Raw genomic sequence first — 23508 nt, 5'->3', positions numbered from 1 at the left:
CATTTCACATACCCCTTTTCAGCCCGGTCGGGGGCCGGGCCGGCTGGCCCGGCCGCGTCAGATGTGCGAGACGGATGACGTCAGGCGATGACCGCGAGGATGTCGCGGGCGGAGAGGATGAGGTACTCCTCGCCGGCGTACTTCACCTCGGTGCCGCCGTACTTGCTGTAGATGACCTTGTCGCCCACGGCGACGTCGAGCGGGACGCGGTTGCCCTTGTCGTCGATACGACCCGGGCCGAGCGCCAGGACCTCGCCCTCCTGGGGCTTCTCCTTGGCGGTGTCCGGGATGACCAGACCGGAGGCGGTGGTCTGCTCGGCCTCGACGGCCTTGACGACGATCCGGTCCTCAAGAGGCTTGATGTTGACCGACACTGTGTCGACCTCCCCATTTCTTTTCTACGGAGTCAGACTTCGGTGGGTGTTGCTACGTCTGTGCTTGCGATCTGCCACGTACGCCGTCGCGGGGGTCGCACCCGGCTCGCAAGCGCTGGCACACTCAGGGGGAGAGTGCCAGTGCAGACGTTAGCACTCGGTAGCAATGAGTGCCAGCAAGGCTGGCTCTATCGCTGGCCGGGGAGCCTCACCAGGAGCGCGACGGCACCTGCGAGAAGGCCGATCACGATGATGCTGCCGGCGACCACGAGATCCCGCAGGGTCTCGTCGTCGTCGGCGGCGCTCTTCTCGGCGAGCGAGGTGACCGTGAGCTCTTCGCCATCGCTCAGGGCGGTCATCTGAGACGGGCTCTCCGACGTCGCGGGCCCAACGGCAGAGGGCTTGCGGCTCGGCTTCGGTTCGGGAGCTGCCGACGACGTCCGCTCATTCGGCTCGTTCGGCTCGCGCTGCTCGGCAGGGCCCGGCGCGGCCGTCCTGTCGTCGCCATCGGCGCCCTGCTCCTCGTCGGCGTCCTGTGTGGCCGAGGGCGCGTCCGACCCGTCGTCCTGGTCATTCTCGGACCCGGAGCTCTCACCCGGCTCCGGTTCGGGCTCCGGCTCCGGCTGACCGGACTCCGAGGCCCTGACGTACGTCACCGAGTAGCCCCTCAGCGGACGCCCCTCGCTGTGCCAGACGGTCGTGGTGCGCTGCGGCGGCTCCAGGGTGTGCACCTCCGAGCCGCCACGGCGGCCACCGCTGTCCACGCAGTAGGAGGCGATCAGATAGCCGGCGGGCGCCGCCGCCGAGGCCGAGTACTCACCGTCCAGATGGTGGTAGCCGTTGCCCCGCGAACAGTCGCGGACCGGCGTCACCGTATCCGCGGAAGCGGGCGCGGCGAACAGCAGCGATAGCAGTGTCATTGAAAGCAGTGTCATCACTGCTGCGAGTGCCCCGAGGCTCTCCAGGATTCGACGTGAGGGACGGCACACGTGACGGCATCCTAGATCAGTGACACCCCGGAGGGTAATGGGAACTTCGAGTCCCGAACACCGCTTGAGAGGATCGGAGCATGGACCTCGACGCCTTCGCCTGGTTGCTGACCGATGACGGGCAACGGCTGCTGGCGCGGGCCACGGAGATGACTGCGTCGGGTGAGGACTCTGGTCTCGCGGTGCAGACGGCGCTGCGCAAGGACGAGTCGGCCGAGCGTGTCGCGGCGGCGATGACCCAGGTCGACCTGCGCCGGAAGGCGGTCGCCAAGTTCGGAGACCTGGCACCGAGGATGTACTTCACTCCCGACGGCCTCGAGCAGGCCACCCGCCTCGCCGTCGCCCACCACCGGGCGGCGCGGCTGCGGGCCTTCGACGCGGGAAACGTCATCGACCTGGGCTGCGGGATCGGCGGTGACCTGATCGCGTCCTCGCGTGCCGGGCTCACCGCCGCCGGGGTGGACCGCGATCCGGAGCGGGTCGCCGTCGCCCAGGCGAACCTCGACGCGCTCGGGCTGCCAGGTGCTGTCACCGTCGCCGACGCGACAGGTGTCGACCATTCCCCCTTCGATGTCGCGTACGCCGACCCTGCTCGTCGTGGCGCCAAGGGCCGGGTCTTCTCCGCAGAGGGGTGGTCGCCGCCGTGGTCGTGGGTCGAGACGCTTTTCGCGCGCGACGCGTGCGTGAAGGTCGCCCCCGGGATCCCGCACGACCTCGTACCCGACAAGGTCGAGGCCGAATGGGTCAGCGACCGCGGCGAGGTCAAGGAGGCCGCGCTGTGGTCGGGCTCGCTGGCCAGCACCGATCGACGGGCCACCGTGATCGGCGAGCGCGGCCTGGCGACGCTCACCTCCGAGGACGACCCCGGCGCCGGGGTCGGCGCGGTCGCCGAGTTCCTCTACGAGCCCGATGGGGCGGTCATCCGCGCCGGTCTGGTCACCGCCGTCGCCGCCGGGGTGCAGGGCCATCTGATCGACGAGCACATCGCGTACGTCGCCTCATCCGCCTCCTTCGAGACACCGTTCGCCCGCGGGTATCAGGTGCTCGAGGAGCTCCCCTACCGGGACAAGCAGCTCAAGGCAGCGCTGCGTGAGCGTGGGATCGGGAAGCTGACCATCAAGAAGCGCGGCGTACAGGTCGTGCCCGAGCAGCTCCGCAAGCGGCTCGCGCTGTCCGGCTCCGAGGAAGGCACGATCGTGCTCACCAGGGTCGCCGGCGAGGGGACCTGTCTGTTGGTACGGCCCTTCTGATGTAGCCGGTGAGGGCCGGTGAGGCTCAGACCAGGACGGTCGTGATCGGCTGGGACGAGTCCGCCGGAAGGTCCAGCGCCGAGGGCGTACGCCCCCTGGCCACCATCTCAGCCCCCAGAGCCGCCACCATCGCGCCGTTGTCGGTGCACAGGCCCGGGCGCGGGACTCGGACCCGGATGCCGAGCTTGGTGGCCCGCTCCTCGGCGAGCACCCGAAGCCGGCTGTTGGCCGCGACCCCGCCGCCGATGATGATGTCCTCGATGCCTTCGGAAGAGGCCGCGTCGAGGGCCTTTCGCACCAGGACGTCGACCACGGCCTCCTGGAAGCTGGCCGCCACATCGGCAACCGGGACGGGCTCGCCGCTGCGCTCCCTGGCCTCGATCCAGCGGGCGACCGCGGTCTTGAGCCCGGAGAAGGAGAAGTCGAAGCGGTGTCGTTCCAGGTCGCGACGGCCGGTGAGCCCGCGGGGAAAGTCGATCGCGATCGAGCTGCCCGACGTAGCGGTCCGGTCGATCACCGGGCCGCCCGGGAAGCCGAGGCCGAGCAGGCGGGCGACCTTGTCGAAGGCCTCGCCCGCGGCGTCGTCGATGGTCGCGCCCATCGGGTCAACGCCCTCGGTGATGTCGGTAACCCTGAGCAGGCTGGAGTGGCCGCCGGAGACCAGCATGGCGACGCACGGCTCGGGAAGCGGACCGTGCTGCAGCTGGTCGACCGCGACGTGCGACGCCAAATGGTTGACCCCGTAGATCGGCTTGTCGAGCCCGAGCGCCAACGCCTTGGCCGCCGCGACCCCGACCAGCAGGGCACCCGCGAGGCCCGGACCTGAGGTGACGGCGATCGCGTCGACGTCGTGGAGCTTGATGCCCGACTCCTCACAGGCCCGCTCGATCGTCGGCACCATCGCCTCCAGGTGCGCCCGGCTCGCGACCTCCGGCACGACCCCACCGAACCTGGCATGCTCCTCGACGCTGCTCGCCACCGCGTCGGCCAGGAGCGTATGTCCGCGGACGACGCCGATCCCCGTCTCATCGCACGACGTTTCGATCCCGAGGACCAGGGGCTCATCAACGAGGGCACCGGAAGTCATGAACCCATTCTGCCTGCACGGCGATCTGCGGCTCGGGAGCAGCCTGGTTACCGGGCTCGGCAACACCGCTCAATGACACCGCTCATTGACATCGCTCGACGACACGCTTGGCCCTCATACGCCGGCCCGGGCGGGGAGGCCGCCCCTAGCTGCGGCGGACGAACGAACTTTCATTCACCTCGGACCCGCGAACGAACCTTCATTCACCTGGACCCGCGAACGAACCTTCATTCACCCCGGATCCGCGAACGAACCTTCATTCACCTGGACCCGCGAACGAACCTTCACTCACCCCAGACCCGCGAACGAATCTTCACTCACCCCAGACCTGCGAACGAACCTTCATTCACCCCGGATCCGCGAACGAATCTTCATTCACCTGGGACTTACATGGCCCATCCGAGAAGCATGCCGTCGGAGGTGCCGCCTCTCAGGCAGCTTGGGAGATGTCCAGATCGTCCTGGAGGGCTGAGTAAGCGGCGGCCCAGAGCACTTGCGCGAGATCAGGCTCGATCGGATCGGCGGAGCAGAGGCTGTCCCACAGCCCACGGAGCAATATCACCAGCCCGCCCGATTCGAAGTCCGTGAGTTCCCGGCCGATCGAGCTGCGGAGCCAGAACCTGGCGTTGTGCCACAGATGTCGGACAGCCTCGCCGATGTCGTCGTTCGTCCGAGCGAGTTCCTCGATTCCCAGCCAGGCCCGCAGGAAGAACATCTCGTCCCGGGTCGAGGGCAGGTAGCCGACCCATCCCCGCAGGTTCACGCGCTGAGCGACCTGCTCCCAATAGATGCCGGCGAATCCCGCCGCGGCATGGGGCAGCATGTTCTCCCGACCGGCGAACCACTTGTGCAGCGTCGACATCCCGATGTTCGCCTCCTCGGCGACCACCTTGAGGGTGGGCGCACGCAAGCCGTCGCGCCCGATCGTCCTCGCCAGGGCGACGCCGGCTGTCGTCGATTCGAAACTGCTGCGGTTGAAGGCCATGGCACTGATCGCACCACAGACCACCGACATTTCAGCCGGATGCGGCCTCAGCCAGATGCCGCCGTCGAGCCGGTGAGCTCCATCGCCAGCACGATCCCCGTCGCCCCATCGCGGTAGTAGCGCTCGCGGCGGTCGATCTCGACGAATCCGGCTTGGTGGTAGAAATCGATGGCTCCGACGTTGCCCTCACGCACCTCGAGGAGAAGTCGCTCGGCGCCCTCGCTCCGAGCGAGGTCGATCGACGCGGCGAGGAGCGATCCACCGATCCCGCGGCGGCGCTGCTCCTCGGCGGTCGCGATCCGCTGGAGCTCGGCGATCTCGTAGACGACACTCACCAGCGCATGGCCGAGGACCGTCCCCGCATCATCGACGGCAACGAGGATCCGGACGGTCGGCATCTTCCCGTCGATCGCCACCTGCAGGTACTCCGGTGTCCAGGCGTCGTCGGGGAACGCCTCGAGCTCGAGGCCGGCGATCGCGTCGACGTCGTCCGGGCCGGCCGGGCGTACGGTCACTGGGACACCTTCTTCTGGACCTTCTTCTGGGCAGCCTGCTCCACCGCATCCGGCCGACGCAGGTAGAGCGGCTCGGGATCCATCAGCTCGACCTGCTCCCCGGCGACCGCCCGGGCCAGCCAACCGGCGGACGGCCGCACCGGACCGAGCGGCGTCGGGAACGCGTCGGGATAGAGCAGCGCTCCCTCACCGACCACCGGCCCCGAGGTGGCGACCTCGGCGGGACGGGCGACGACTGGGCCCTCGAGGCGTACGCCGTCGGGGTCGTAGGAGGCCAGGTAGACCTCCTTGCGCCGCGCGTCCGTCGCCACGACGAACGGGCCACCGACCCCCGAGGCAACGGCCTCCACCGCCAGCACGTCGAGCGTGCAGGCGGCATAGACCGGGATCTCCAGCGCGAACCCGAGCGTCCGGGCGGTGACCAGCCCGACCCGCAGGCCGGTGAACGGCCCGGGGCCGGCGCCGACGGCGATGGCGGTGAGATCTTGGCGTACGATCCCGGCCTCCCCGAGGACGTCGGAGATCAGCGGCGCGAGCTGCTCACCATGCTTCATGGTGCGGTCGGAGACGACCTCGGCGACGACGTCGTCGCCATCGTGGAGCGCCACAGTCACCTGGGGCGTGGCGGTGTCAAAGGCGAGAAGCACAACTCACACCCTAGAGCGCGCTGAGGTCCACGCCGCGCCAGCGGGCCCCGACCGGGAGGATCTCCACCCGCCGAGGATCCGCACCGTCGGGCGCCTCGACCAGATCCAACGGAGCCTCGTCGGCCTCGGCGCGTACGATCCGGATCTCCAGCCGCGCCTCGGAGAGCCCCTCGGCCAGACCCTCACCCCACTCGACCACGGTCACCGCGTCGTCGAGATCGGTGTCCAGGTCGAGGTCGTCGAGCTCCTCGATCCCGCCGAGCCGATAGGCGTCGACGTGGACGAGCTCCGGGCCGCCGACCGTGGAGGGATGCACCCGGGCGATCACGAAGGTCGGCGAGGTGATCTCGCCGCGCACCCCGAGCCCCGCCCCGAGACCCTTGGTGAACGTCGTCTTGCCGGCGCCGAGGCCGCCGGAGAGGACGAGTACGTCACCGGCGGCGACCAGCGCGGCCACCCGCCGGCCGAGCTCCGTCATCGCGTCGGCGTCGAGCGCCTCGACGACGTACTCGTTCAGCGGTCGACGCAGCCGCACCGCCGGCGACTCGCGCGAGATCTCGCGAAATCCTTGCCGAACCCAGAACCGCAACGTCTCCGGGAGCTCCTCGCGAGCGATCACCGCGAGATCGTCGAAACCCTCCGCACGCGCGACCCCGGCGGCGTACGTCACCATCTTGTGCGCGACCCCATGACCCTGCTGATCAGGCAGAACAGCGAAACGACGCAGCCACAGGGTCGATTCCGCAGGATCCATGAGGACGGTCCCGACGGCGACCCCGTCCAACCGCGCCACCACTCCACCGAAGCCGGAGAGGCGCTCCTTCATCGACCCCTCGGTCTCCCCGAGCGCATCCGCGGGCGGATCCAGCGGCGGCCGGGCGGAGAAGGCGGCCCGGACGATACCGAGCACCTCGGTCGCGGCCTCCGGCCCGACCCGCTCGAAGACGAGCGTCATGCCGAGGCCGCATCCCGGGTGGCCGAGGCGAGCAGCTGGTCGAGCTCGGCGTTGACCTGACCGTGCCGCTCGAGGATGACCATGTGGCCGGCCTTCTCACACTCGACCAGTCGCGAGCCCGGAATGTAGGAGTGCAGCTTGCGGCTGTGGCCGATCGAGGTCAGCCGGTCGGCGGTGCCGCAGATGATCGTGGTCGGCACCCGGCCGAGCGTGGCGATCGACTCGAACTTGTCCAGCGCACGGAAGCTCGGGAAGAACTCCGCGACGACCTCGAACGGCGTCTGCGAGAGCAGTCCGTCCACGAAGTCGACGTACGTCTCCGGCACCTCGTCCCCGAAGGCGAACACGTCGGTGAAGACGGTCGCCACCGAGGCCCCCATGGCGCGGAACCGGTCGACGATCCCGTGTCCCCTGGCCAGCGTCCACATGGTGCTGTTGGCGATCCCGCCGGACAGCTTGGCCGGGAGCACCGGGATCAGCAGCCGGCTCGGGTCGAGACCACCAGCGGTCGTCGAGATCAGGGCGGTGCCGATGATGCGGCCCCCCTCGTCGTACGGCGCGAACAGCTCGGGGTGGTCCTCGGCGAGCGCGGCGACCGTCATCCCGCCCATCGAGTGGCCGACCAGGATCACCGGACCCTCCGGCACGACCGCGTCCAGCACCCGGAGCAGGTCGTCACCGAGCTGGTCGATGGTGGCGTTGCCCAGCGAGGAGCGGCCGCTGCGGCCGTGGCTGCGCTGGTCGTAGAAGACCGACCGCACCAGGCCACGGTAGGCGGCGCGCTGGAAGTGCCAGCAGTCGAGGTTGAGGCAGTAGCCGTGCACGAAGACGAGCGTCACCCCGTTCGCCCCGCCGGGATGGGTGTGAGCCGGGTCGACCTCGTCGACCTCGACATGAAGAGGTACGCCGTCGGAGGTCACCACGGTGACCGGGCAGGACCGCAGCGTACCGAGCGGGGTCCGGTCCTCGGGGCGTTCCTCGATCGCGCGGCGGCGCTTCCTGACCACCACCGCGCCGCGGGCCGCGGCAGCGACCGCCGCCGCTCCCAGAGTCCCTGCCGCGATCTGGCCGATCCGTGCTGCGATGCTGCTCATCTGTCGTCTCCCTGCTCGGTGTCGACGTCTGTGTCAACATAACGGCGCTTCATCCGTCCTCCGATTCTGGTGACGACCTCGTAGGCGATGGTCTCGCTCGCCTCTGCCCAGTCCTGGGCGGTCGGCTCGCCATCGGCACCGGTGCCCCACAGGACCACCTCGGCACCACGTTCGACCGAAGCCTCCCCGAGATCGACGACGATCTGGTCCATGCAGATGGTGCCGCGCACCGGGTAGCGGGCTCCCTCGATCCACACCTCGGCGCGATTCCCGGCACGACGCTGGATGCCCTCGGCGTAACCGACCGGGATCAGCCCCACCGTCGTCGGCTCCTCGGCCACCCAGGTGTGGTTGTAGGAGACACCCGCACCGGCCTCGATCGGCTTCACCAGCGCCAGCTCGGCCCGCACGGTCATCGCCGGGACGAGTCCGAGCTCGGCCCACGGCGATCCCTCGACGCCGGGCGCCGGGTCGATGCCGTACGTCGCGATCCCGACCCGCACCAGGTCGAGCCGCGCGCTGGGGCGAAGCAGCGCTCCCGCCGAGTTGGCGAGGTGACGCACCTCGGGCCGGAGACCGGCCTCCTCGGCCACGGCGAGCGCCTCGCCGAAGACCTTCTCCTGGAGGGCGCTGGCCGGATCGGCGGTGTTCTCGCTGGCGCTGAAGTGCGACCAGATGCCGGTGACCCGGATCGCTCCTTCGGCCTCCAGGATGCGCGCCAGCCCGACCAGCTTCGACCAGTCGGCGAACGCCGCGCCGCCCCGGGAGAGTCCGGTGTCGACCTTGAGCTGCACCCGCGGCGTTCGGCCCAGGGTGTCGCCGGCGGCGGCGAACTTCTCCAGGTCGGCGATCGTGTAGGCGGTGACGTCGATGTCCGCGGCGACGAGCTCCTCGGCGGGCTCGCTGGGCATGATCAGCCAGGCCAGCAGCCGGCCCTCGTCGCCGGCCGCGCGCAGCGCGAGCGCTTCGTCGGCCGAGGCGACGCCGAGCCAGTCCGCGCCGCCTTCGCGGGCGGCCCGCCCGGCCTCGACCAGGCCGTGCCCGTAGCCGTCGGCCTTGACCACCGTCATGATCGGCGTGCGCAGGTGCTCCCGCAGCCGCGAGACGTTGTGTCGGATCGCGGCGAGGTCGATGACGATCTCGGCTCTCCGAAACGGAGCCCGAGGCGCTGGGCTCGGTGACATGGTGTCAAGGATAGTTGCCGCGCAGTGCTCAATTGCGCAGGGGGGAGACAGCAGGAAGGGATCGGATAACGGCGGGTATCGCCGCGGCCACGCCACTCGCGGTCACCGGCCCTCCCGCGCTCGCGAGAGTGGCTGCGGTCCCGTGCAGCCAAGCCCCGGCAGAGGCGGCGTCGATGGGCGCGAGCCCCGCCGCGAGCAGCGACCCGATCAGTCCACCGAGCACGTCTCCCGAGCCGGCGGTGGCCAGCCAGGAGGTGCCCGTGGTGTTGACCCGTACCGGCGTGTCGGGGTCAGGTGAGGCGATCGTGGTGCGCCGCCCCTTGAGCAGCACCACCGCATCGAACCGCTTGGCGGCGAGCCGTGCATAGTGCAGCGGACGAGCCTCGATATCGCCGCGATCCTCTCGGATCAGTGCCGCGAGCTCGCCGGCGTGCGGAGTCAGGATCGCGGGCAGCCCGAGCGGCCCGTTCAACGCGCGCAGGCTGTCGGCGTCGATGACCAGAGGTACGCCGCTCGCCCGGGCGAACGCGAGCGCGCTGTTGGCGCCGTCAGCGCTGCCGGAGCCGACCACCCAGGCCTGTGCCTGGCCGTCGCCGACGACCTCCGGATTGTGCCGCTTGACCCATTCCGAGGCGGTGCCGACGTAGCGGACCATCCCGGCCAGTCCGGTGTTGGCGCCGGAGACGGCCAGCAGCGCGGCACCGGGATAGGTGGCGCTGCCGACTCTGAGCCCGACGACCCCGCGGGTGTACTTGTGCCCGTCCGGAGCCGGTCGCGGCACCAGCGCGGCCACGTCGGCGGCCTCGAGGCTCTCGACGGCCGGGGCCGGCAGGTCGAGGCCGATGTCGACCAGCTGGACCTTGCCGCAGGCCGAGGCCGCCGGATCGAGCAGATGGCACGGCTTGTAGGTGCCGAAGGTGACCGTCAGGTCGGCGCTCACGTGGGCGCCGTCGATCTCGCCGGTGTCGACACAGACCCCGCTCGGAGTGTCCACGGAGACCACCGGAACCCCGGCCAGCATCGCCAGCGCCTCCTCGGCCTCCGGCCGCAGCCCAGGCTTTCCCCCGATCCCGACGATCCCGTCGACGACCACCGCGGGTTGTGAACCTGAGAGTGGCCTATAGGCCACGCTGGGCTTCACAACTCTGCCTCCGGCGGCCCGCAGCGCCGCCAGCCCACCGCTGTGCGCACGGTCCGACAGCAACCACGCCTCGACCTGCGCGCCACGACGCGCGAGCAGCGCCCCGGCGTACAACGTGTCGCCACCGTTGTCGCCGCTCCCGACCAGAAGCACGACCCGTCGGCCGTAGGCCCCGCCCAGGAGGTCGATGACCGCGTAGGCCAGCCCGGCCGCCGCACGCTGCATCAGGGCACCTTCTGGCAGGCTCGCCATCAAGGCCTTCTCTGCCGCTCTGACCTGCTCAACCGAGTGCGCACGCCGCATGGCCCAAGCCTACGCGTCATCGTTTCGGCGGGGACGGGCCGTTGGTCAGTCCTCCAGGACAACCATCGCCGAGGCGATGCCGGCGTCGTGGGAGAGCGAGAGGTGGACGGTGGCGACGCCGAGCTTCGTAGCCTGCGCCAGCACGGTCCCGCGGAGCTCGAAGCGCGGCTGGCCCGAGGACTCCGAGATCACCTCGGCGTCGTGCCACTCCATCCCCTGAGGCGCGCCGAGCGCCTTGGCGAGCGCCTCCTTCGCGGCGAACCTGGCGGCCAGCGAGGCCATCGGCTTCGTCGCCTCGGCCGGCGTGAACAACCGCTCGCGCAGCCGTGGCGTACGCTCCAGCGACTCTTCGAAGCGCTCCAGGTCGCAGACGTCGATCCCGACGCCGAGGACAGCCATCAGTGGACCGCCATCACTCGACCGTGACGGACTTGGCGAGGTTGCGCGGCTGGTCCACGTCGTAGCCGAGCTCGGTGGCGAGCTGGCAGGCGAAGAGCTGCATCGGCACGACCGCGACGAGCGGCTGCAGGAGCACCGGCACCTTGGGCAGCCGGATGATCGTGTCGGAGACCGAGTCGACCGAGTCGTCGCCCTCCTCGACCAGCGCGATGGTGCGGGCGCCGCGGGCGCGCACCTCCATGATCCCCGAGCGCATCTTGTCGTGCAGGAAGTCGCGACCGCGCGGGGGGACGATGCACCAGATCGGCAGGCCCTCCTCGACCAGTGCGATCGGACCGTGCTTGAGCTCGCCGGCGGCGAACCCCTCGGCGTGCAGGTAGGCGAGCTCCTTGAGCTTGAGCGCGCCCTCCAGCGCCACCGGATAGCCGGCGTGGCGGCCGAGGAACAGGAAGGCGCGGCGGTCGGCGTACTCGCGGGCGAGGTCGTAGACCTGCGGCGCCGTCTCCAAGACCTGAGCCACGGCCGCGGGCATCGCCTCGAGCTGCGTCATCACGCCGTCGATCTCGTCGCCGTACATCGTGCCCTTGACCTGCGCCAGGTAGAGCGCGAGCAGGTAGCAGGCGACCAGCTGGGTGACGTAGCCCTTGGTCGAGGCGACCCCGATCTCCGGGCCGGCGTGGGTGTAGATGACCGCGTCGGACTCGCGCGGGATCGTGGAGCCGTTGGTGTTGCAGATCGCCAGCACCTTCGAGCGCTGCGAGCGCGCGTGCCGGATCGCCTGCAGCGTGTCGGCGGTCTCGCCGGACTGGGAGATCGCGACCACCAGGGTGGAGTTGTCGAGGATCGGGTCGCGGTAGCGGAACTCGGAGGCCAGCTCGACCTCGACCGAGATCCGGCACCAGTGCTCGATGGCGTACTTCGCGACCATGCCGGCGTAGAACGACGTCCCCGCGGCGATGATGATGATCTTGGTGACCTCGCGCAGCTCGTCGTCGTCGAGCCGCATCTCGTCGAGATGAAGAGCCCCCGAAGGCGTACGCCGCCCCAGCAGCGAGTCGGCGACAGCACGAGGCTGCTCGAGGATCTCCTTGCGCATGAACCAGTCGTGGCCGTCCTTCTCGGCGGCGGCCAGGTCCCAGTCGACGTGGAAGCGGCGGCCCTCGGCGGGGGTGCCGTCGAAGTTGCTCACCTCCGCGCCGTCTCGGGAGATCGTGACGACCTGGTCCTGGTCGAGCTCCATCGCCTCGCGGGTGTGCTCGATGAAGGCGGCGACGTCGGAGCCGAGGAACGACTCCCCCTCGCCCAGACCGACCACGAGCGGGCTGTTGCGGCGCGCGGCGACGACCCGGGACGGGTCCTCGGCGTCGATCGCGACGAAGGTGAACGCACCTTCGAGGATCGAGCAGACCCGCTGCATCGCGACGGTCAGGTCGGCCCCGCCGACGACCTCGCGCTCGAGCAGGTGCGCGGCCACCTCGGTGTCGGTCTGCGAGGTGAACTCGTGCCCGTCGGTCTCCAGCGAGGCCCGCAGCTCGGCGAAGTTCTCGATGATCCCGTTGTGCACGACCGCGACACGCCCGGTGCGGCCGACGTGCGGGTGGGCGTTGCCGTCGGTCGGGCCGCCGTGGGTCGCCCAGCGGGTGTGCCCGATCCCGGTCGTCGACGCCGGCAGCGGCGTGCCCGCGATCGCCTTCTCCAGGTTGGCGAGCTTGCCGGCCCTCTTGTCCACGGCCAGGGCCCCGTCGGCCGAGATCAGCGCGATCCCGGCCGAGTCGTAGCCGCGGTACTCCAACCGCCGCAGGCCATCGATCACGACGTCCTGCGCCGACCGGTCTCCGACGTACCCAACGATGCCGCACATGGCGGATGATCCTACGGCTCTCGTGGACCCCAGCAGGAAGCGGCGGCGCATGTGCGTAACAATCGTTGCCATGTCACACCCCGGGCCACACGGCGACGACCGCGGCTCCTCGCCCTACGTCGAGCTCGACCGAAGCGCGTGGGCAGAGCTCGCGACCGAGACCGAGAGCCCACTGACCGAGGCAGAGATCGAGTCTCTGCGTGGCCTCGGCGACCAGATCGATCTCCGGGAGGTCGAGGAGGTCTACCTGCCGCTGAGCCGGCTCCTGAGCCTCTATGTGAGCGCCTCGGACAGGCTCCACGACCAGCAGGAGCTGTTCCTCGGCAAGACGATGCCGGAGCGTACGCCGTTCGTCATCGGTGTCGCCGGATCCGTCGCGGTCGGCAAGTCGACCACGGCGCGTGTGCTCCAGCAGATGCTCGCCCACTGGCCCGAGCACCCCAACGTCGCCCTGGTCACCACCGACGGGTTCCTCTACCCCAACGCCGAGCTCGAGCGGCGCGGCCTGATGGAGCGCAAGGGCTTCCCAGAGTCCTACGACCGCAAGGCCCTGCTCCGCTTCCTCGTCGACCTCAAATCGGGTGAGGACGAGGTGCGCGCGCCGATCTACTCACACCTGACCTACGACGTCACCGACCAGACCGTGCTCGTCAAGAAGCCCGACATCGTCATCCTCGAGGGCCTCAACGTGCTGCAGCCCTCCCGGGTCCGCGCCGACGGCACCATCTCGCTGGCTCTCTCGGACTTCTTCGACTTCTCCGTCTACGTCGACGCCGGGTCGCGCGACATCAAGCAGTGGTACGTCGACCGCTTCCTGCGACTGCGCGAGACCGCCTTCCGCGACCCGTCGTCCTACTTCACGAAATACGCGGCCCTGAGCCACGACGAGGCCATCACCCGAGCGACCGAGATCTGGAACGAGATCAACGGCCCCAACCTCCGCGAGAACGTCCTCCCCACCCGCTCCCGCGCAACGCTGGTCCTCCGCAAGGACAGCGACCACTCCGTCCGCTACGTGCGCCTCCGAAAAATCTGAATCGCCCCGTCGGTCGAGCCGGGTTTGTGAGGAACGAACGAACCCGTGTCGAGACCAACACGGTCCCCTCGGCGCTCGACGGGACTGTGTTGGTCTCGACACGCCTCCGCCTAGCGGCTCCGGCGGCTCGACCAGCGGCGCTGTCTAGAGAGCGAGCCGCACCCGGACCACGTCCGCGAGCCGCTCGGCGCACGCCTCGGCCTCGTGATGCGTGGGTGCCTCGACCATGACGCGTACGAGGTTCTCGGTGCCGGAGGGACGCAGCAGGATCCGCCCGGAGCCGGCCAGGGCCGTCTCCTCGGCAGCCACGGCCTCGAGGAGGCCGTCGTCGGTCTTGCAGCGGGCCTTGTCGACGCCCTTGACGTTGAGCAGGACCTGCGGGAGGCGGGTGACGGCGGAGGCGAGGTCGGCGAGGGTGCGCCCGGTGAGGGTCATCCGCTGCAGGACGTGCAGCGCGGTGAGGATGCCGTCGCCGGTGGTGGCGTGCTCGCTCATGATGATGTGGCCGGACTGCTCGCCACCGATGGCGTAGCCGCCCCGGCGCATCTCCTCGAGCACGTAGCGGTCACCCACGGCGGTCTGCTTCACATGGACGCCGGCGGCGTCCATCGCCTTGACGAAGCCGAGGTTGCTCATCACGGTGACGACCACGGTGTCGTCCGGGAGCCGGCCGGCGTCGTGGAGGCCGAGGGCGAGGATCGCGATGAGCTGGTCGCCGTCGACCAGGTTGCCCTCACCGTCGACGGCCAGACAGCGGTCGGCGTCGCCGTCCCAGGCGAACCCGACGTCTGCGCCGTGCTCGAGGACCGCCTTCTGGAGCATCTCCGGGTGGGTCGAACCGACCCCGTCGTTGATCGAGAGACCGTCGTTGACGTCGTTGATCGCGATCACCTTCGCCCCCGCCTGGTCCAGGGCCAGCGGGCCTGCGGCAGCGGCCGCGCCGTTGGCGCAGTCGACGACGACGGTCAGCCCGTCGAGGCGGCGCTCCAGCGTGGAGATCAGGTGGGCAGCGTACGTCTCCACGGGGTTCTCGTGGGTCGAGATCCGGCCCACCGACGCCCCGGTGGGGCGGTCCCAGGGCTCGTCGAGGTGTGCCTCGATCCGGTCCTCGAGCACGTCGTCGAGCTTGTGCCCGCCGCGCTGGAGGAACTTGATGCCGTTGTCGGGCATCGGGTTGTGCGAGGCCGAGATGACCACGCCGAGGTCGGCCTGGAGGGCCGCGGTGAGGTAGGCGACCCCCGGCGTCGGCAGCACGCCGACGTCGATCACGTCGCAGCCGGCCGAGGCCAGACCTCCGGCCACCGTCGCCTGCAGGAACTGCCCGGAGACGCGCGAGTCGTTGCCGACCACCGCCAGCGGCTTGCGGCCGCTGCCGGAGACGCGCAGCTCCTCGGTCAGGACCAGTGCCGCTGATGTCGCCAGATTCTGGGCGAGCGAGGCGGTGAGGATCTCGCCGTTCGCGAGACCGCGAACTCCGTCAGTGCCGAAAAGGCGTGCCACGTCCGTGTGACCTTCTTTCGTACGTTGGCCCCCGCCCGAAAATGTGTCGGGGTGCCTCGGCGAGCCGCGGCACCCCAACAATGCTAGGCGATCGCGAGGGCGATCAGCGCTTGCTGAACTGCGAGGCCTTGCGGGCCTTCTTGAGACCGGCCTTCTTCCGCTCCACGACGCGGGCGTCGCGGGTCAGCAGACCGGCCTTCTTCAGGGTCGGGCGGTTGGCCTCTTCGTCAACGATGTTGAGCGAGCGGGCCACGCCGAGACGCAGCGCACCGGCCTGGCCGGCGATGCCGCCACCGTCGATGCGGGCGATCACGTCGAAGCGACCCTCGAGCTGCAGCGCAGCGAACGGCTCGTTCGCGATCTGCTGGTGCAGCTTGTTGGGGAAGTAGTCCTCGATGGTGCGACCGTTGATGGTCCAGTTGCCGGTGCCCGGGACGATCCGGACGCGGGCGACGGACTCCTTGCGGCGACCGGTGGCGGCGGCCGGGGCGATGGTCGCCGGACGCTCGGGGGTGTCGGCGGACGGGGCGCTCTCGGAGGTGTACGCGAGGCCCTGCTCGTCGGTCTCGAAGGTCTCCTCGACCTCTACGGCGGTGTTCTCAGTCATGTCCTGGTCCTGGCTCACTGGGCGATCTGCTTGATCTCGAACGGAACGGCCTGCTGCGCGGCGTGCGGGTGCGTCGGACCGGAGTAGACCTTGAGCTTCTTGAGCATCTGACGGCCGAGCTTGTTCTTCGGCAGCATGCCCCACACAGCGGACTCGATCGCCTTGCGAGCGTCCTTCTCGAGGATCTCGCCGATCGGGGTCGCGGTCAGACCACCCGGGTAGCCGGAGTGGCGGTAAGCCAGCTTGGTCTTGGCCTTGTTGCCGGAGAGGGAGACCTTCTCGGCGTTGATGACGATGACGAAGTCGCCGGTGTCCGCGTTGGGCGCGAAGATCGCCTTGTGCTTGCCGCGGAGGAGCTCAGCGGCCTGGACCGCGAGGCGGCCGAGACGGACGTCGGTCGCGTCGATCACGAGCCAGGCGCGCTCGATGTCGCCCGGCTTGGGAGCGTAAGTACGCACGTGTGCCTTCTTAGTTCGTTGGACCCGGCGCACGGATGCGCACCGGGATGGTGCTGCGTGGCTTCTGACGAACACGGCCCGGCCTGCCCTGTCCTCTGGGTGGTCCCAGCGACAGTCATCCGGATCTGCGTCCCTGACCGTGCGAAATGATCAGGACGCGGCAGGAGTCACGACCTCACAAGGTTACGAGCCCCCGTACGGCAGAGACAAATCAAGACGTACGCCGCCGGTCGGGGAGCCGGACGGCGTACGCGATCTTGGGCGGGTCAGCTCGACTGACCCGGGGAGGACTGTCCGTCGGACTGGTCCTGTTGCTGGTCGAAGCCGCCGGGGCCGCCACCGCCCTGACCGAAGTCGGGCATCTGGCCGTCGTCCGGCATCTGGCCACGGTCGGGCATCTGGCCGTACGGCATCTGACCGCCTCCGCGCTGGCCCAGCTCGCGCTGGCCCTGGTCGTTGCCACCGTCGACGACGGCGGCAGCGACCCCCGCGGCGACGCCGCCACCGATGACGAGACCGACGGCCGCGGCGGCGACGACGCTCTTCCATCCGAAGACCCGCTCGGAGAGCTTCTTCTTCGGTACCGCAACCGGGACGGCGGCAGCCGCGACCGGCGGGCCGAAGGCGGGCGGCCCATAGGCGGGCGGGGCGTACGCCGCGGCCTCCGGCGCGGGCTGCTCAGCGGCGGGCTGCTCAGCGGCGGGCTGCTCGACGGCGGGCTGCTCGACCGTCGGCTCCGCCGGCTCCGGAGCCTCGCCGTCCGTACTCTTGTCGCTCATGTTTCCAGAGTCCGCCCGGTTCCTGTGGGGAGGCTGTGCCGGGCCTTTGACTTCGGTGAAAACGACGACGTACGCCGCCCGAGCCGTGCCGGGCGGCGTACGTCCTTCTTCTGTTGGTTGATCGGCTACTGGTCGACGCCGACCTCACCCTCGGGGGCGAACGCGTCCTCGTCGAGCCGGGTCGAGCCCGGGCCCTCGCCCGGCTCCGGGGGCAGGCCGGTCGACGGCTTCTGCTCCGGGGCCTCGTCACCGCCGAAGGCGATCGCACCGATGGCGCCACCCAGAAGGAGGCCCAGCAGCAGAGCACCGGCGGCGACGATGATCAGAACCCGCTGGCTGTACGCCCGCGCATCCACCGGCGTTTCGGCCGGCTTCTCGGTCGTGGTCACGCGAGCACCCGGTACTGGATGCCGACCGAGTACTTCCACACGTCGTAGCGCGAGCTCGACTGGAGGCCCGAGACCCACCACAGCGACGGGCAGTACTGCGTCGACCGACGATCGGCGATCAGCCCGTTCGGCGTGGAGACCGATGCCATCGTCTTCCACTGCACGGAGTTGCCGAACTGGTGGCGCTGCGCCAGCGTCCAGTCGCCGGACGTCTGCGGCCTGTAGACGTGGGTCACGAGGTAGACGTTCTTGGTGTAGCCCTTCGGCCGTCCGCCGTAGTGCTTCAGCGAGAGGTTGCGGTAGTTCCCGTCGAACGACCTGGGCAGGCACGTGACGCTGTCGGTGACCACCCGCGACTTGGCGGTGTCGCCGCCTCGACACTTGACGTTGGAGCGGTAGCCGCGCGAGCCCGCCCAGTCGCTTCGCGCCGGTGCCTTGAGGGTCGAGCAGGAGCCGACGTACTTCTGATCCAGCGCATCCTTGGCGGTGACCTTCTTGTAGTAGGTCTTCCAGACCAGCTTCTTCCAGGAGACGACGACCGTGGTCGTCTTCGTGCTCGAGTTACCGACACCGTCCGTCACGGTCGCCTGGATCGTGTAGGTCCCAGCCGGGACTCGCCGGCCCGAGGCGTCCACACCGTTCCAGTACACCGTCTTCTCGTACTCGACACCCTCGCGCCCGCTCCACTCGAGCTGGCCGGAGCCCATCGTCCTCAGCACTGCGCCGTCATGCCGAAGGACCTTCACGTTGTATCGGGGCGTGTGCGGCGCATAGATCACGCGCTCATCGACACCGTAGATCCACACGCTGAAGCGGTCGCGATACCCATCCGTCGCCGGATAGAAGCCGCTGGCACTGCGCTTCCACAAGAACGTGGGCACAGTGTTGTCGAGGGTGAAGAAGGAATGGCCGCCTCCAGTGCCGAGCGCGCCATCCGAAAGGCGCTTCACTGTGACCTTCACGCTGTAGACACCGTCCGGGAGCGACGAGGGAGCCTCGAGAGCGAGGGTGGCCCTGCCCGTCCCGTCGAGCGTCGTCGCGATCGGATCCGACGGTTCACCGAGCGTGACCCGGTCGTAGTAGTCCCACCACTGCCACGACAGCTCCACGGATGCCGACGGGCTCTGGTCCACCTCCACCTCGACCGAGAAGGCATTCCCGGCGCGCATCACGCCGGCGCCGTTCAGGGTGCTTCGCACCGACAGTGTGGGTGCTGGTTCCGGGTCCACAGCCGGCGTGTCGGTCTCCGTCGGGTCGCTGGTCGGGTCCGCCGGGTCCGTGGGGTCCGCCGGGTCCGTGGGGTCCGCCGGGTCCGTGGGTTGCGGGTCCGCCGCCGGATCGACGGTCGCAGTCGATGTGGGGTCGGGCTGCGGTTCGGTCGTGGCGAACGCCGGCACCGCCGGCACGATCAGGGCGACGGCAGCAGCCGCCACCAGTGCGCGGACGCGCATCTGTGGTTCCTCCGAGTCACTTACCCGAGATGGTCTTGGGGTCGCTTCGCTGCCAGAGAACGCGAGGCGGGCCGAGATGGCTGACGGAACCTATACCCCGGGGGCCACCCTCGGCACAGTTATTTACCGCCGTGTTACCGACCCGGCGACAGCGATGAGACATCTGGGCTAGCCTGATCGTAGGATTGTCTGACAATCAGATGATCCTGCTCAGATCACCGAGAACGCCCCACGAGATGGAGGAGTGCGATGACCCTGCTCAACGAGGCTCAGGCCACCGCTGCGACCAGCCTGACCCCCACCGCCTTCGCGGCCGCCGAGGCACACTCCGCGCACAACTACCACCCCCTTGAGGTGGTGATCAGCCACGCCGAGGGCGCCTGGGTGACCGACGTCGACGGTCGCCGCTGCCTCGACATGCTGGCCGGCTACAGCGCGCTGAACTTCGGTCACGGCCACCCGGCCCTGCTGTCCGCGGCCCGTGAGCAGCTCGACAAGGTCACCCTGACTTCGCGTGCGTTCGTGCACGACCAGTTCGCCGAGTTCACCGCCCGCCTCGCCGCGATGTGCGGCAAGGACATGGTGCTGCCGATGAACACCGGCGCCGAGGCCGTCGAGACCGCGATCAAGGTCGCCCGCAAGTGGGGATACGACGTCAAGGGTGTCCCCGCCGACCGGGCCGAGATCATCGTGATGGCCGGCAACTTCCACGGCCGCACCACCACGATCGTCGGCTTCTCCGACGACGCCGACGCGCGCGACGGCTTCGGCCCGTTCGCCCCCGGCTTCGTGATGGTCCCCTACGCCGACCTCGCCGCGATCGAGGCGGCCATCACCCCCAACACGGTGGCCGTCCTGGTCGAGCCGATCCAGGGCGAGTCCGGCGTCGTCATACCCGGCGACGACTTCCTGATCGGGCTGCGCGAGGTCTGCACCCGCGAGAACGTGCTCTTCGCCGCCGATGAGATCCAGGCCGGCCTGGGCCGCACCGGCTACACCTTCGCCTGCGACCACGCCGGCGTGAAGCCGGACATGTACATCCTCGGCAAGGCGCTCGGCGGCGGCATCGTCCCGGTCTCCGCCGTGGTCGCCGACCGCGATGTGCTCGGCGTGATCGGCCCCGGTCAGCACGGCTCCACCTTCGGTGGCAACCCGCTCGCCTGCGCCGTCGGCACCGCCGTCATCGAGCTGCTCGAGACCGGCGAGTTCCAGGCCCGCGCCGAGGCCCTCGGCCAGGTCCTACGCGACCGGCTCCTGGCGATGGTCGGCAACGGCATCGTCGGCTTCCGCTCCCGCGGTCTGTGGGCCGGCGTCGACATCGACCCCGCCATCGGCACCGGTCGCGAGATCTGCGAGCGCCTCCTGGCCCGCGGCGTACTCGCCAAGGACACCCACGGCTCCACCATCCGCCTCGCGCCGCCGCTGGTGATCGCCGAGGACGACCTCCACTGGGCGCTCGACCAGCTCGAGGCCGCTGTCTCCGAGTAGGCCCCGGACTCCATGTAGCACGTCGTTCGACGTACTGGTCGCCCTTCTTGAACGACCGGAAAGTACGTCGAACGACGTGTTACTCGTTCGCTAGCCGTCGAGCGCGGCGAGGTCGGCGATGAGCTCGTTCGACGCGGCAGCGGACAGCTCCTGCAGCCCGCGGATCAGCTCGGTGCAGGACGCCGTATGTTGGTCCGGCGTCATCGTGACCCGGCTCAGGTTGCCCGTGATCAGGACCTGGTTGACCGCCCGTTGCGCGGGAATCCCGACGGCTCCGTCGGTGGCTGTGTTGATGGTGATCTGGTCGAGGGAGTCGCGCTGAGGTTCCGAGCTCGACGTGTAGAGCGCCGAGAGCGACAGGCGCCACTCAGCCTCGGCCCGAGCAAGCTCGGCGAACTCCTCCTTGCTGAGAGCATCAGCGCCCGCAGCGCCCGCAGCGCCCGCATGCTGCATGGCCTCACGCTTGGCGAGTGCCGTCACCATGATGTTCCGCTGCGTGCCGAGCGTCCGGAAGGCGGGGCCCAGGTGACCGAGCGCCTCGATCTCGTCGTCGATCTCGGCGTCACCGACATACGGCACGAGCGTCGGGATCGCGAGGAGGTCGTTGGAGATTACCGACAAGGCCAGCACTCCCTGCAGCCGAGTCTCCTTCGCACGGGCGATGGATCGCGTCTCCGGTAGGGCGGCCAACGACTGCTGGATCTCGGAGGCGAGCTCAGCGAGCTCCTGGTCCCCGCCGTCGATCTGCTCGGCCTTCGCGGTCCAGGTCACGATGGCCTCGTCGGTCGCATCCTGTACCGGCTTCATCACCACTTCAGGGACGCCCGCGAGGACGGCGTCGCGCTCGAAGATCAGGTTGATCGCCAGGTCGAACGTGCTCGGTAGCACCTGCGCGACCGACTCCGCCCGACCTACGGACGAGGTCGACGTCGCGGTCGGGGACTCCGCCGGATCGGTGGCCCGGTCCACGACGAGAGGCCGCAGCGCCACCCCGCCGATGCCGATGATCCCGACCGCCAGAACTGTCCCGGCGGTGGCGACGAGGCGAGCTCTGAGCGCGCGGCGGCGGCCGCGGCGTACGTCCCCGGGGAGGTCCGGGCGCGGGACCGGAGCGGCGGCGCCGATGCGGTGGAGGCGATCGGCCAGCAAGGTGTCGTCATCGAAGGTGTTCATCGCCGGCCTCCTCGGGCAGCGTCGGTGGCCTGGCCGGGACGGAGGGCCAGGCGAAGATTGGCCAGAGCGACTGCCGTCTGGCTCTTGACCGTCCCCACGGCGATACCGAGGTCGGCGGCGGTCTCCTCGACCGACAGACCCCAGTAGTGTCGAAGCACCACAACCCTTCGCTGACCTGCCGGAAGGGATCGCAGCGCGGTCCAGAGCTCGTCGAGGTCCTCGGCGCCGAGACCGACGGGCGCCGGTCGGTCCGAGACCTCGCCGGCGCGCTCGCGCCGCCACGGGCGGCGACCCTCGTCCAGATGGCTGTTGACCAGCACGCGGCGTACGTAGGCATCGACACTGTCGGCCTTCCGCACCCGCCGCCACGCCGCGTACACCTTCGACAGCGTCAGCTGCACGATGTCCTCGGCGCGATGCTCGTCGCCGCACAGCAGGTAGGCCGCGCGGTACAGATGCGCGCGTCTCTCCCTGACGTAGGCGGTGAACTCCTCGTCCCTGCTCAACGTCTCTCCTCCTCCGGTTCCAACCCCCGACGCCCTACTGACGTAGTCGGTCGCCGATCGGTTGGGGTCGCGTGGCTGTTCGCGGGTCGCCGTCAGAGACGCCTGACACTCATCCCTGCGGCTGCCACCTTTGGTCGAGTACGAAGTCGATGGCGCGGTCGACCGAGATCGCGCCGTCGCCGTACACGCTGACGGTGTAGACAGGACCCTGGAAGACGACGAGGTTCACCGGATCAGCGGGCTTGCCCATCCAGCGGCGCTTCTTGCCGAGCCCGATGAAGACCTCGTTGCCGTCGACTGTGCGGATGATGCAGCGCTTGAAACTGTGGCGAAGGCACGCCTTGTCCAGCTGGATCGGGTTGATCGTCTCCTCCAACCGCACCTCGGCCACGCCCTGCTCCCCCATGGAGATACCTTCCAACGAGTCCTTCTTGATGTCGGTCAGCACGACGTACGTCTCGTGGTCGAAGCGCATCGGGGTGCTGTCGTACGACTTCGCCGGGGTTCCGGGCGGGACCAGCGATTTCAGCGCTGTCCTGCCCAGCTCCTTCGCGTCAACCGCAGGGGGCAGATCCAGCTCCGGGACGACCAGCCGGGGGTCGGCTGCGGCCGCCATGACCTCCTTCTCCCCGAGGTCGACACCGGAGACGGGGATCGTCGAGTTGTTGCCGAACAGTGAGTCGAGCGTGATCGCGACGACCGTCCCATCGGACCGCTCGACGGCATAGGAGCGCGCGCCGTCGTGCGTCGCGACTCTCGCCACCTTCGCTCCTGGGTGGTTGACGTCCTCACAGTCCCAACCAGGGTCGCCGCACGGGAGGCCGACTCCATCCCAACCGGACCCGACGGACAGCTGAACCATCCCGAGACCGTCCTCGCCCTCGACGGTCCACCCCAGCTTCGTACCGATGGAGCGCCCACTGCCGGCGTGACCGCCCTGCATGTTGGAGACAGTCTTCTCGAGATGCTCGCCGCTGGGATCCAGGTGCTCGGCGAGGACGTCTCGGTACTTCTGAAGCACTGGGATGTCGCGAGCCCACGTGACTCCATGGCCGTTGAAGGCCGCCGGCCACAGCCCCGTGGCGTCGTCCCCGGGGGCTTTCACCGGCGCTACCACCCGGTCGGGCACCGGCGACGGCTTCCCCGAGGTCTCCCCTGGACCTGCGATCTGCTTGTCGCCCCTCAGCAACGGCGCTCCCTGGGCGACCACGACGCCACCGACCGCCATGACCCCCACCGCGGCAACAGCGGCGACGGGCACCAGCCACTTCTTCGTACGACTCTCCCGGGAGATTGCCTGCATCAGCTCCGCCTCTCGCCGCGCCTTCACATGGGGG

The 23508-nt window shown here is 69.5% G+C and carries 24 protein-coding genes; 3 read left to right on the top strand and 21 right to left on the bottom strand.

Annotated elements, in window-relative coordinates; translation table 11 throughout:
- Positions 1-80: 80 nt before the first annotated feature.
- Together groES and ACFV9G_RS07335 are read right to left on the bottom strand one after the other, a co-directional pair.
- Positions 81-374, bottom strand: coding sequence for a co-chaperone GroES (groES, locus tag ACFV9G_RS07340; protein ID WP_008362423.1), 294 nt, complete (start codon positions 372-374; stop codon positions 81-83).
- Between the two features lie 188 nt (positions 375-562).
- Positions 563-1294, bottom strand: a complete 732-nt coding sequence (locus ACFV9G_RS07335) for a hypothetical protein (protein WP_378726296.1) — start codon at positions 1292-1294, stop codon at positions 563-565.
- Between the two features lie 149 nt (positions 1295-1443).
- Here ACFV9G_RS07335 and ACFV9G_RS07330 point away from each other — a divergent pair, with 149 nt between their 5' ends.
- Complete coding sequence (locus ACFV9G_RS07330) at positions 1444-2613, top strand: SAM-dependent methyltransferase (RefSeq protein ID WP_378726294.1); 1170 nt, start codon at positions 1444-1446, stop codon at positions 2611-2613.
- A gap of 25 nt (positions 2614-2638) precedes the next feature.
- Here the strand turns inward: ACFV9G_RS07330 and tsaD are convergent, their stop codons facing one another.
- The 10 genes from tsaD to glmS all read right to left on the bottom strand — a co-directional run bounded on the left by tsaD (position 2639) and on the right by glmS (position 12784).
- A complete protein-coding gene (gene tsaD, locus ACFV9G_RS07325; RefSeq protein WP_378726292.1) occupies positions 2639-3700 on the bottom strand; it encodes a tRNA (adenosine(37)-N6)-threonylcarbamoyltransferase complex transferase subunit TsaD in 1062 nt (353 codons plus the stop codon).
- Positions 3701-4130: 430 nt separating this feature from the next.
- The gene (locus ACFV9G_RS07320; protein ID WP_378726290.1) at positions 4131-4685 is read right to left on the bottom strand and encodes a hypothetical protein; all 555 of its coding nucleotides are present in this window, start codon (positions 4683-4685) and stop codon (positions 4131-4133) included.
- A 47-nt stretch (positions 4686-4732) separates the two neighbouring features.
- The gene (locus ACFV9G_RS07315) at positions 4733-5200 is read right to left on the bottom strand and encodes a GNAT family N-acetyltransferase (protein WP_378726288.1); all 468 of its coding nucleotides are present in this window, start codon (positions 5198-5200) and stop codon (positions 4733-4735) included.
- Positions 5197-5847 carry a tRNA (adenosine(37)-N6)-threonylcarbamoyltransferase complex dimerization subunit type 1 TsaB gene (tsaB, locus tag ACFV9G_RS07310; protein WP_378726286.1) on the bottom strand — a complete coding sequence of 217 codons (651 nt, stop codon included), beginning with the start codon at positions 5845-5847 and terminating at the stop codon, positions 5197-5199. Before tsaB ends, ACFV9G_RS07315 begins: the two co-directional genes overlap by 4 nt.
- 10 nt (positions 5848-5857) lie before the next feature.
- On the bottom strand, positions 5858-6802 hold the full coding sequence (gene tsaE, locus ACFV9G_RS07305) for a tRNA (adenosine(37)-N6)-threonylcarbamoyltransferase complex ATPase subunit type 1 TsaE (protein WP_378726284.1): 945 nt from the start codon (positions 6800-6802) through the stop codon (positions 5858-5860).
- Entirely contained in the window at positions 6799-7896 is a 1098-nt protein-coding gene (locus tag ACFV9G_RS07300; RefSeq protein WP_378726282.1) for an alpha/beta fold hydrolase, read from the bottom strand. The genes tsaE and ACFV9G_RS07300 overlap by 4 nt, the downstream gene beginning before the upstream one ends.
- Positions 7893-9080, bottom strand: coding sequence for an alanine racemase (alr, locus tag ACFV9G_RS07295; protein ID WP_378726280.1), 1188 nt, complete (start codon positions 9078-9080; stop codon positions 7893-7895). Before alr ends, ACFV9G_RS07300 begins: the two co-directional genes overlap by 4 nt.
- 28 nt (positions 9081-9108) lie before the next feature.
- A complete protein-coding gene (locus tag ACFV9G_RS07290; RefSeq protein WP_378726278.1) occupies positions 9109-10473 on the bottom strand; it encodes an NAD(P)H-hydrate epimerase in 1365 nt (454 codons plus the stop codon).
- A gap of 96 nt (positions 10474-10569) precedes the next feature.
- Positions 10570-10923, bottom strand: a complete 354-nt coding sequence (locus tag ACFV9G_RS07285) for a holo-ACP synthase (RefSeq protein WP_091051775.1) — start codon at positions 10921-10923, stop codon at positions 10570-10572.
- A gap of 13 nt (positions 10924-10936) precedes the next feature.
- Positions 10937-12784 carry a glutamine--fructose-6-phosphate transaminase (isomerizing) gene (glmS, locus tag ACFV9G_RS07280; protein WP_378726276.1) on the bottom strand — a complete coding sequence of 616 codons (1848 nt, stop codon included), beginning with the start codon at positions 12782-12784 and terminating at the stop codon, positions 10937-10939.
- A gap of 70 nt (positions 12785-12854) precedes the next feature.
- On the opposite strand from glmS, the gene coaA reads away from it, so the two are divergent.
- Complete coding sequence (gene coaA / locus ACFV9G_RS07275; RefSeq protein ID WP_378726274.1) at positions 12855-13820, top strand: type I pantothenate kinase; 966 nt, start codon at positions 12855-12857, stop codon at positions 13818-13820.
- 144 nt (positions 13821-13964) lie between these two features.
- On the opposite strand, the gene glmM is transcribed toward coaA, so the two are convergent.
- From glmM to ACFV9G_RS07245, 6 genes are all read right to left on the bottom strand, one after another.
- Positions 13965-15320, bottom strand: a complete 1356-nt coding sequence (gene glmM, locus ACFV9G_RS07270; protein WP_378726272.1) for a phosphoglucosamine mutase — start codon at positions 15318-15320, stop codon at positions 13965-13967.
- Between the two features lie 103 nt (positions 15321-15423).
- Positions 15424-15927, bottom strand: a complete 504-nt coding sequence (gene rpsI / locus ACFV9G_RS07265) for a 30S ribosomal protein S9 (protein ID WP_378726270.1) — start codon at positions 15925-15927, stop codon at positions 15424-15426.
- A 14-nt stretch (positions 15928-15941) separates the two neighbouring features.
- Positions 15942-16385 (bottom strand): 50S ribosomal protein L13, encoded by a 444-nt coding sequence (gene rplM / locus ACFV9G_RS07260; protein WP_091051763.1) that lies wholly within the window; start codon positions 16383-16385, stop codon positions 15942-15944.
- Between the two features lie 266 nt (positions 16386-16651).
- Complete coding sequence (locus ACFV9G_RS07255) at positions 16652-17164, bottom strand: hypothetical protein (RefSeq protein ID WP_378726267.1); 513 nt, start codon at positions 17162-17164, stop codon at positions 16652-16654.
- Between the two features lie 125 nt (positions 17165-17289).
- Positions 17290-17553 carry a hypothetical protein gene (locus tag ACFV9G_RS07250; protein WP_378726265.1) on the bottom strand — a complete coding sequence of 88 codons (264 nt, stop codon included), beginning with the start codon at positions 17551-17553 and terminating at the stop codon, positions 17290-17292.
- On the bottom strand, positions 17550-19004 hold the full coding sequence (locus ACFV9G_RS07245; RefSeq protein WP_378726263.1) for a hypothetical protein: 1455 nt from the start codon (positions 19002-19004) through the stop codon (positions 17550-17552). The genes ACFV9G_RS07250 and ACFV9G_RS07245 overlap by 4 nt, the downstream gene beginning before the upstream one ends.
- 249 nt (positions 19005-19253) lie before the next feature.
- On the opposite strand from ACFV9G_RS07245, the gene rocD reads away from it, so the two are divergent.
- Complete coding sequence (rocD, locus tag ACFV9G_RS07240) at positions 19254-20492, top strand: ornithine--oxo-acid transaminase (protein ID WP_378726261.1); 1239 nt, start codon at positions 19254-19256, stop codon at positions 20490-20492.
- 90 nt (positions 20493-20582) lie between these two features.
- Here rocD and ACFV9G_RS07235 read toward each other — a convergent pair whose 3' ends face one another.
- The 3 genes from ACFV9G_RS07235 to ACFV9G_RS07225 all read right to left on the bottom strand — a co-directional run bounded on the left by ACFV9G_RS07235 (position 20583) and on the right by ACFV9G_RS07225 (position 23474).
- The gene (locus ACFV9G_RS07235) at positions 20583-21665 is read right to left on the bottom strand and encodes a nitrate- and nitrite sensing domain-containing protein (protein WP_378726259.1); all 1083 of its coding nucleotides are present in this window, start codon (positions 21663-21665) and stop codon (positions 20583-20585) included.
- On the bottom strand, positions 21662-22171 hold the full coding sequence (locus tag ACFV9G_RS07230) for a SigE family RNA polymerase sigma factor (protein ID WP_378726257.1): 510 nt from the start codon (positions 22169-22171) through the stop codon (positions 21662-21664). Before ACFV9G_RS07230 ends, ACFV9G_RS07235 begins: the two co-directional genes overlap by 4 nt.
- Positions 22172-22280: 109 nt before the next feature.
- Positions 22281-23474 carry a hypothetical protein gene (locus ACFV9G_RS07225; protein ID WP_378726255.1) on the bottom strand — a complete coding sequence of 398 codons (1194 nt, stop codon included), beginning with the start codon at positions 23472-23474 and terminating at the stop codon, positions 22281-22283.
- Positions 23475-23508 lie beyond the last annotated feature (34 nt).

Origin of the sequence: Nocardioides sp. NPDC059952, from assembly GCF_042730435.1 — a bacterium.
Lineage (GTDB): Bacteria > Actinomycetota > Actinomycetes > Propionibacteriales > Nocardioidaceae > Nocardioides.
This window is presented reverse-complemented; position numbering and strand designations above follow the sequence as displayed.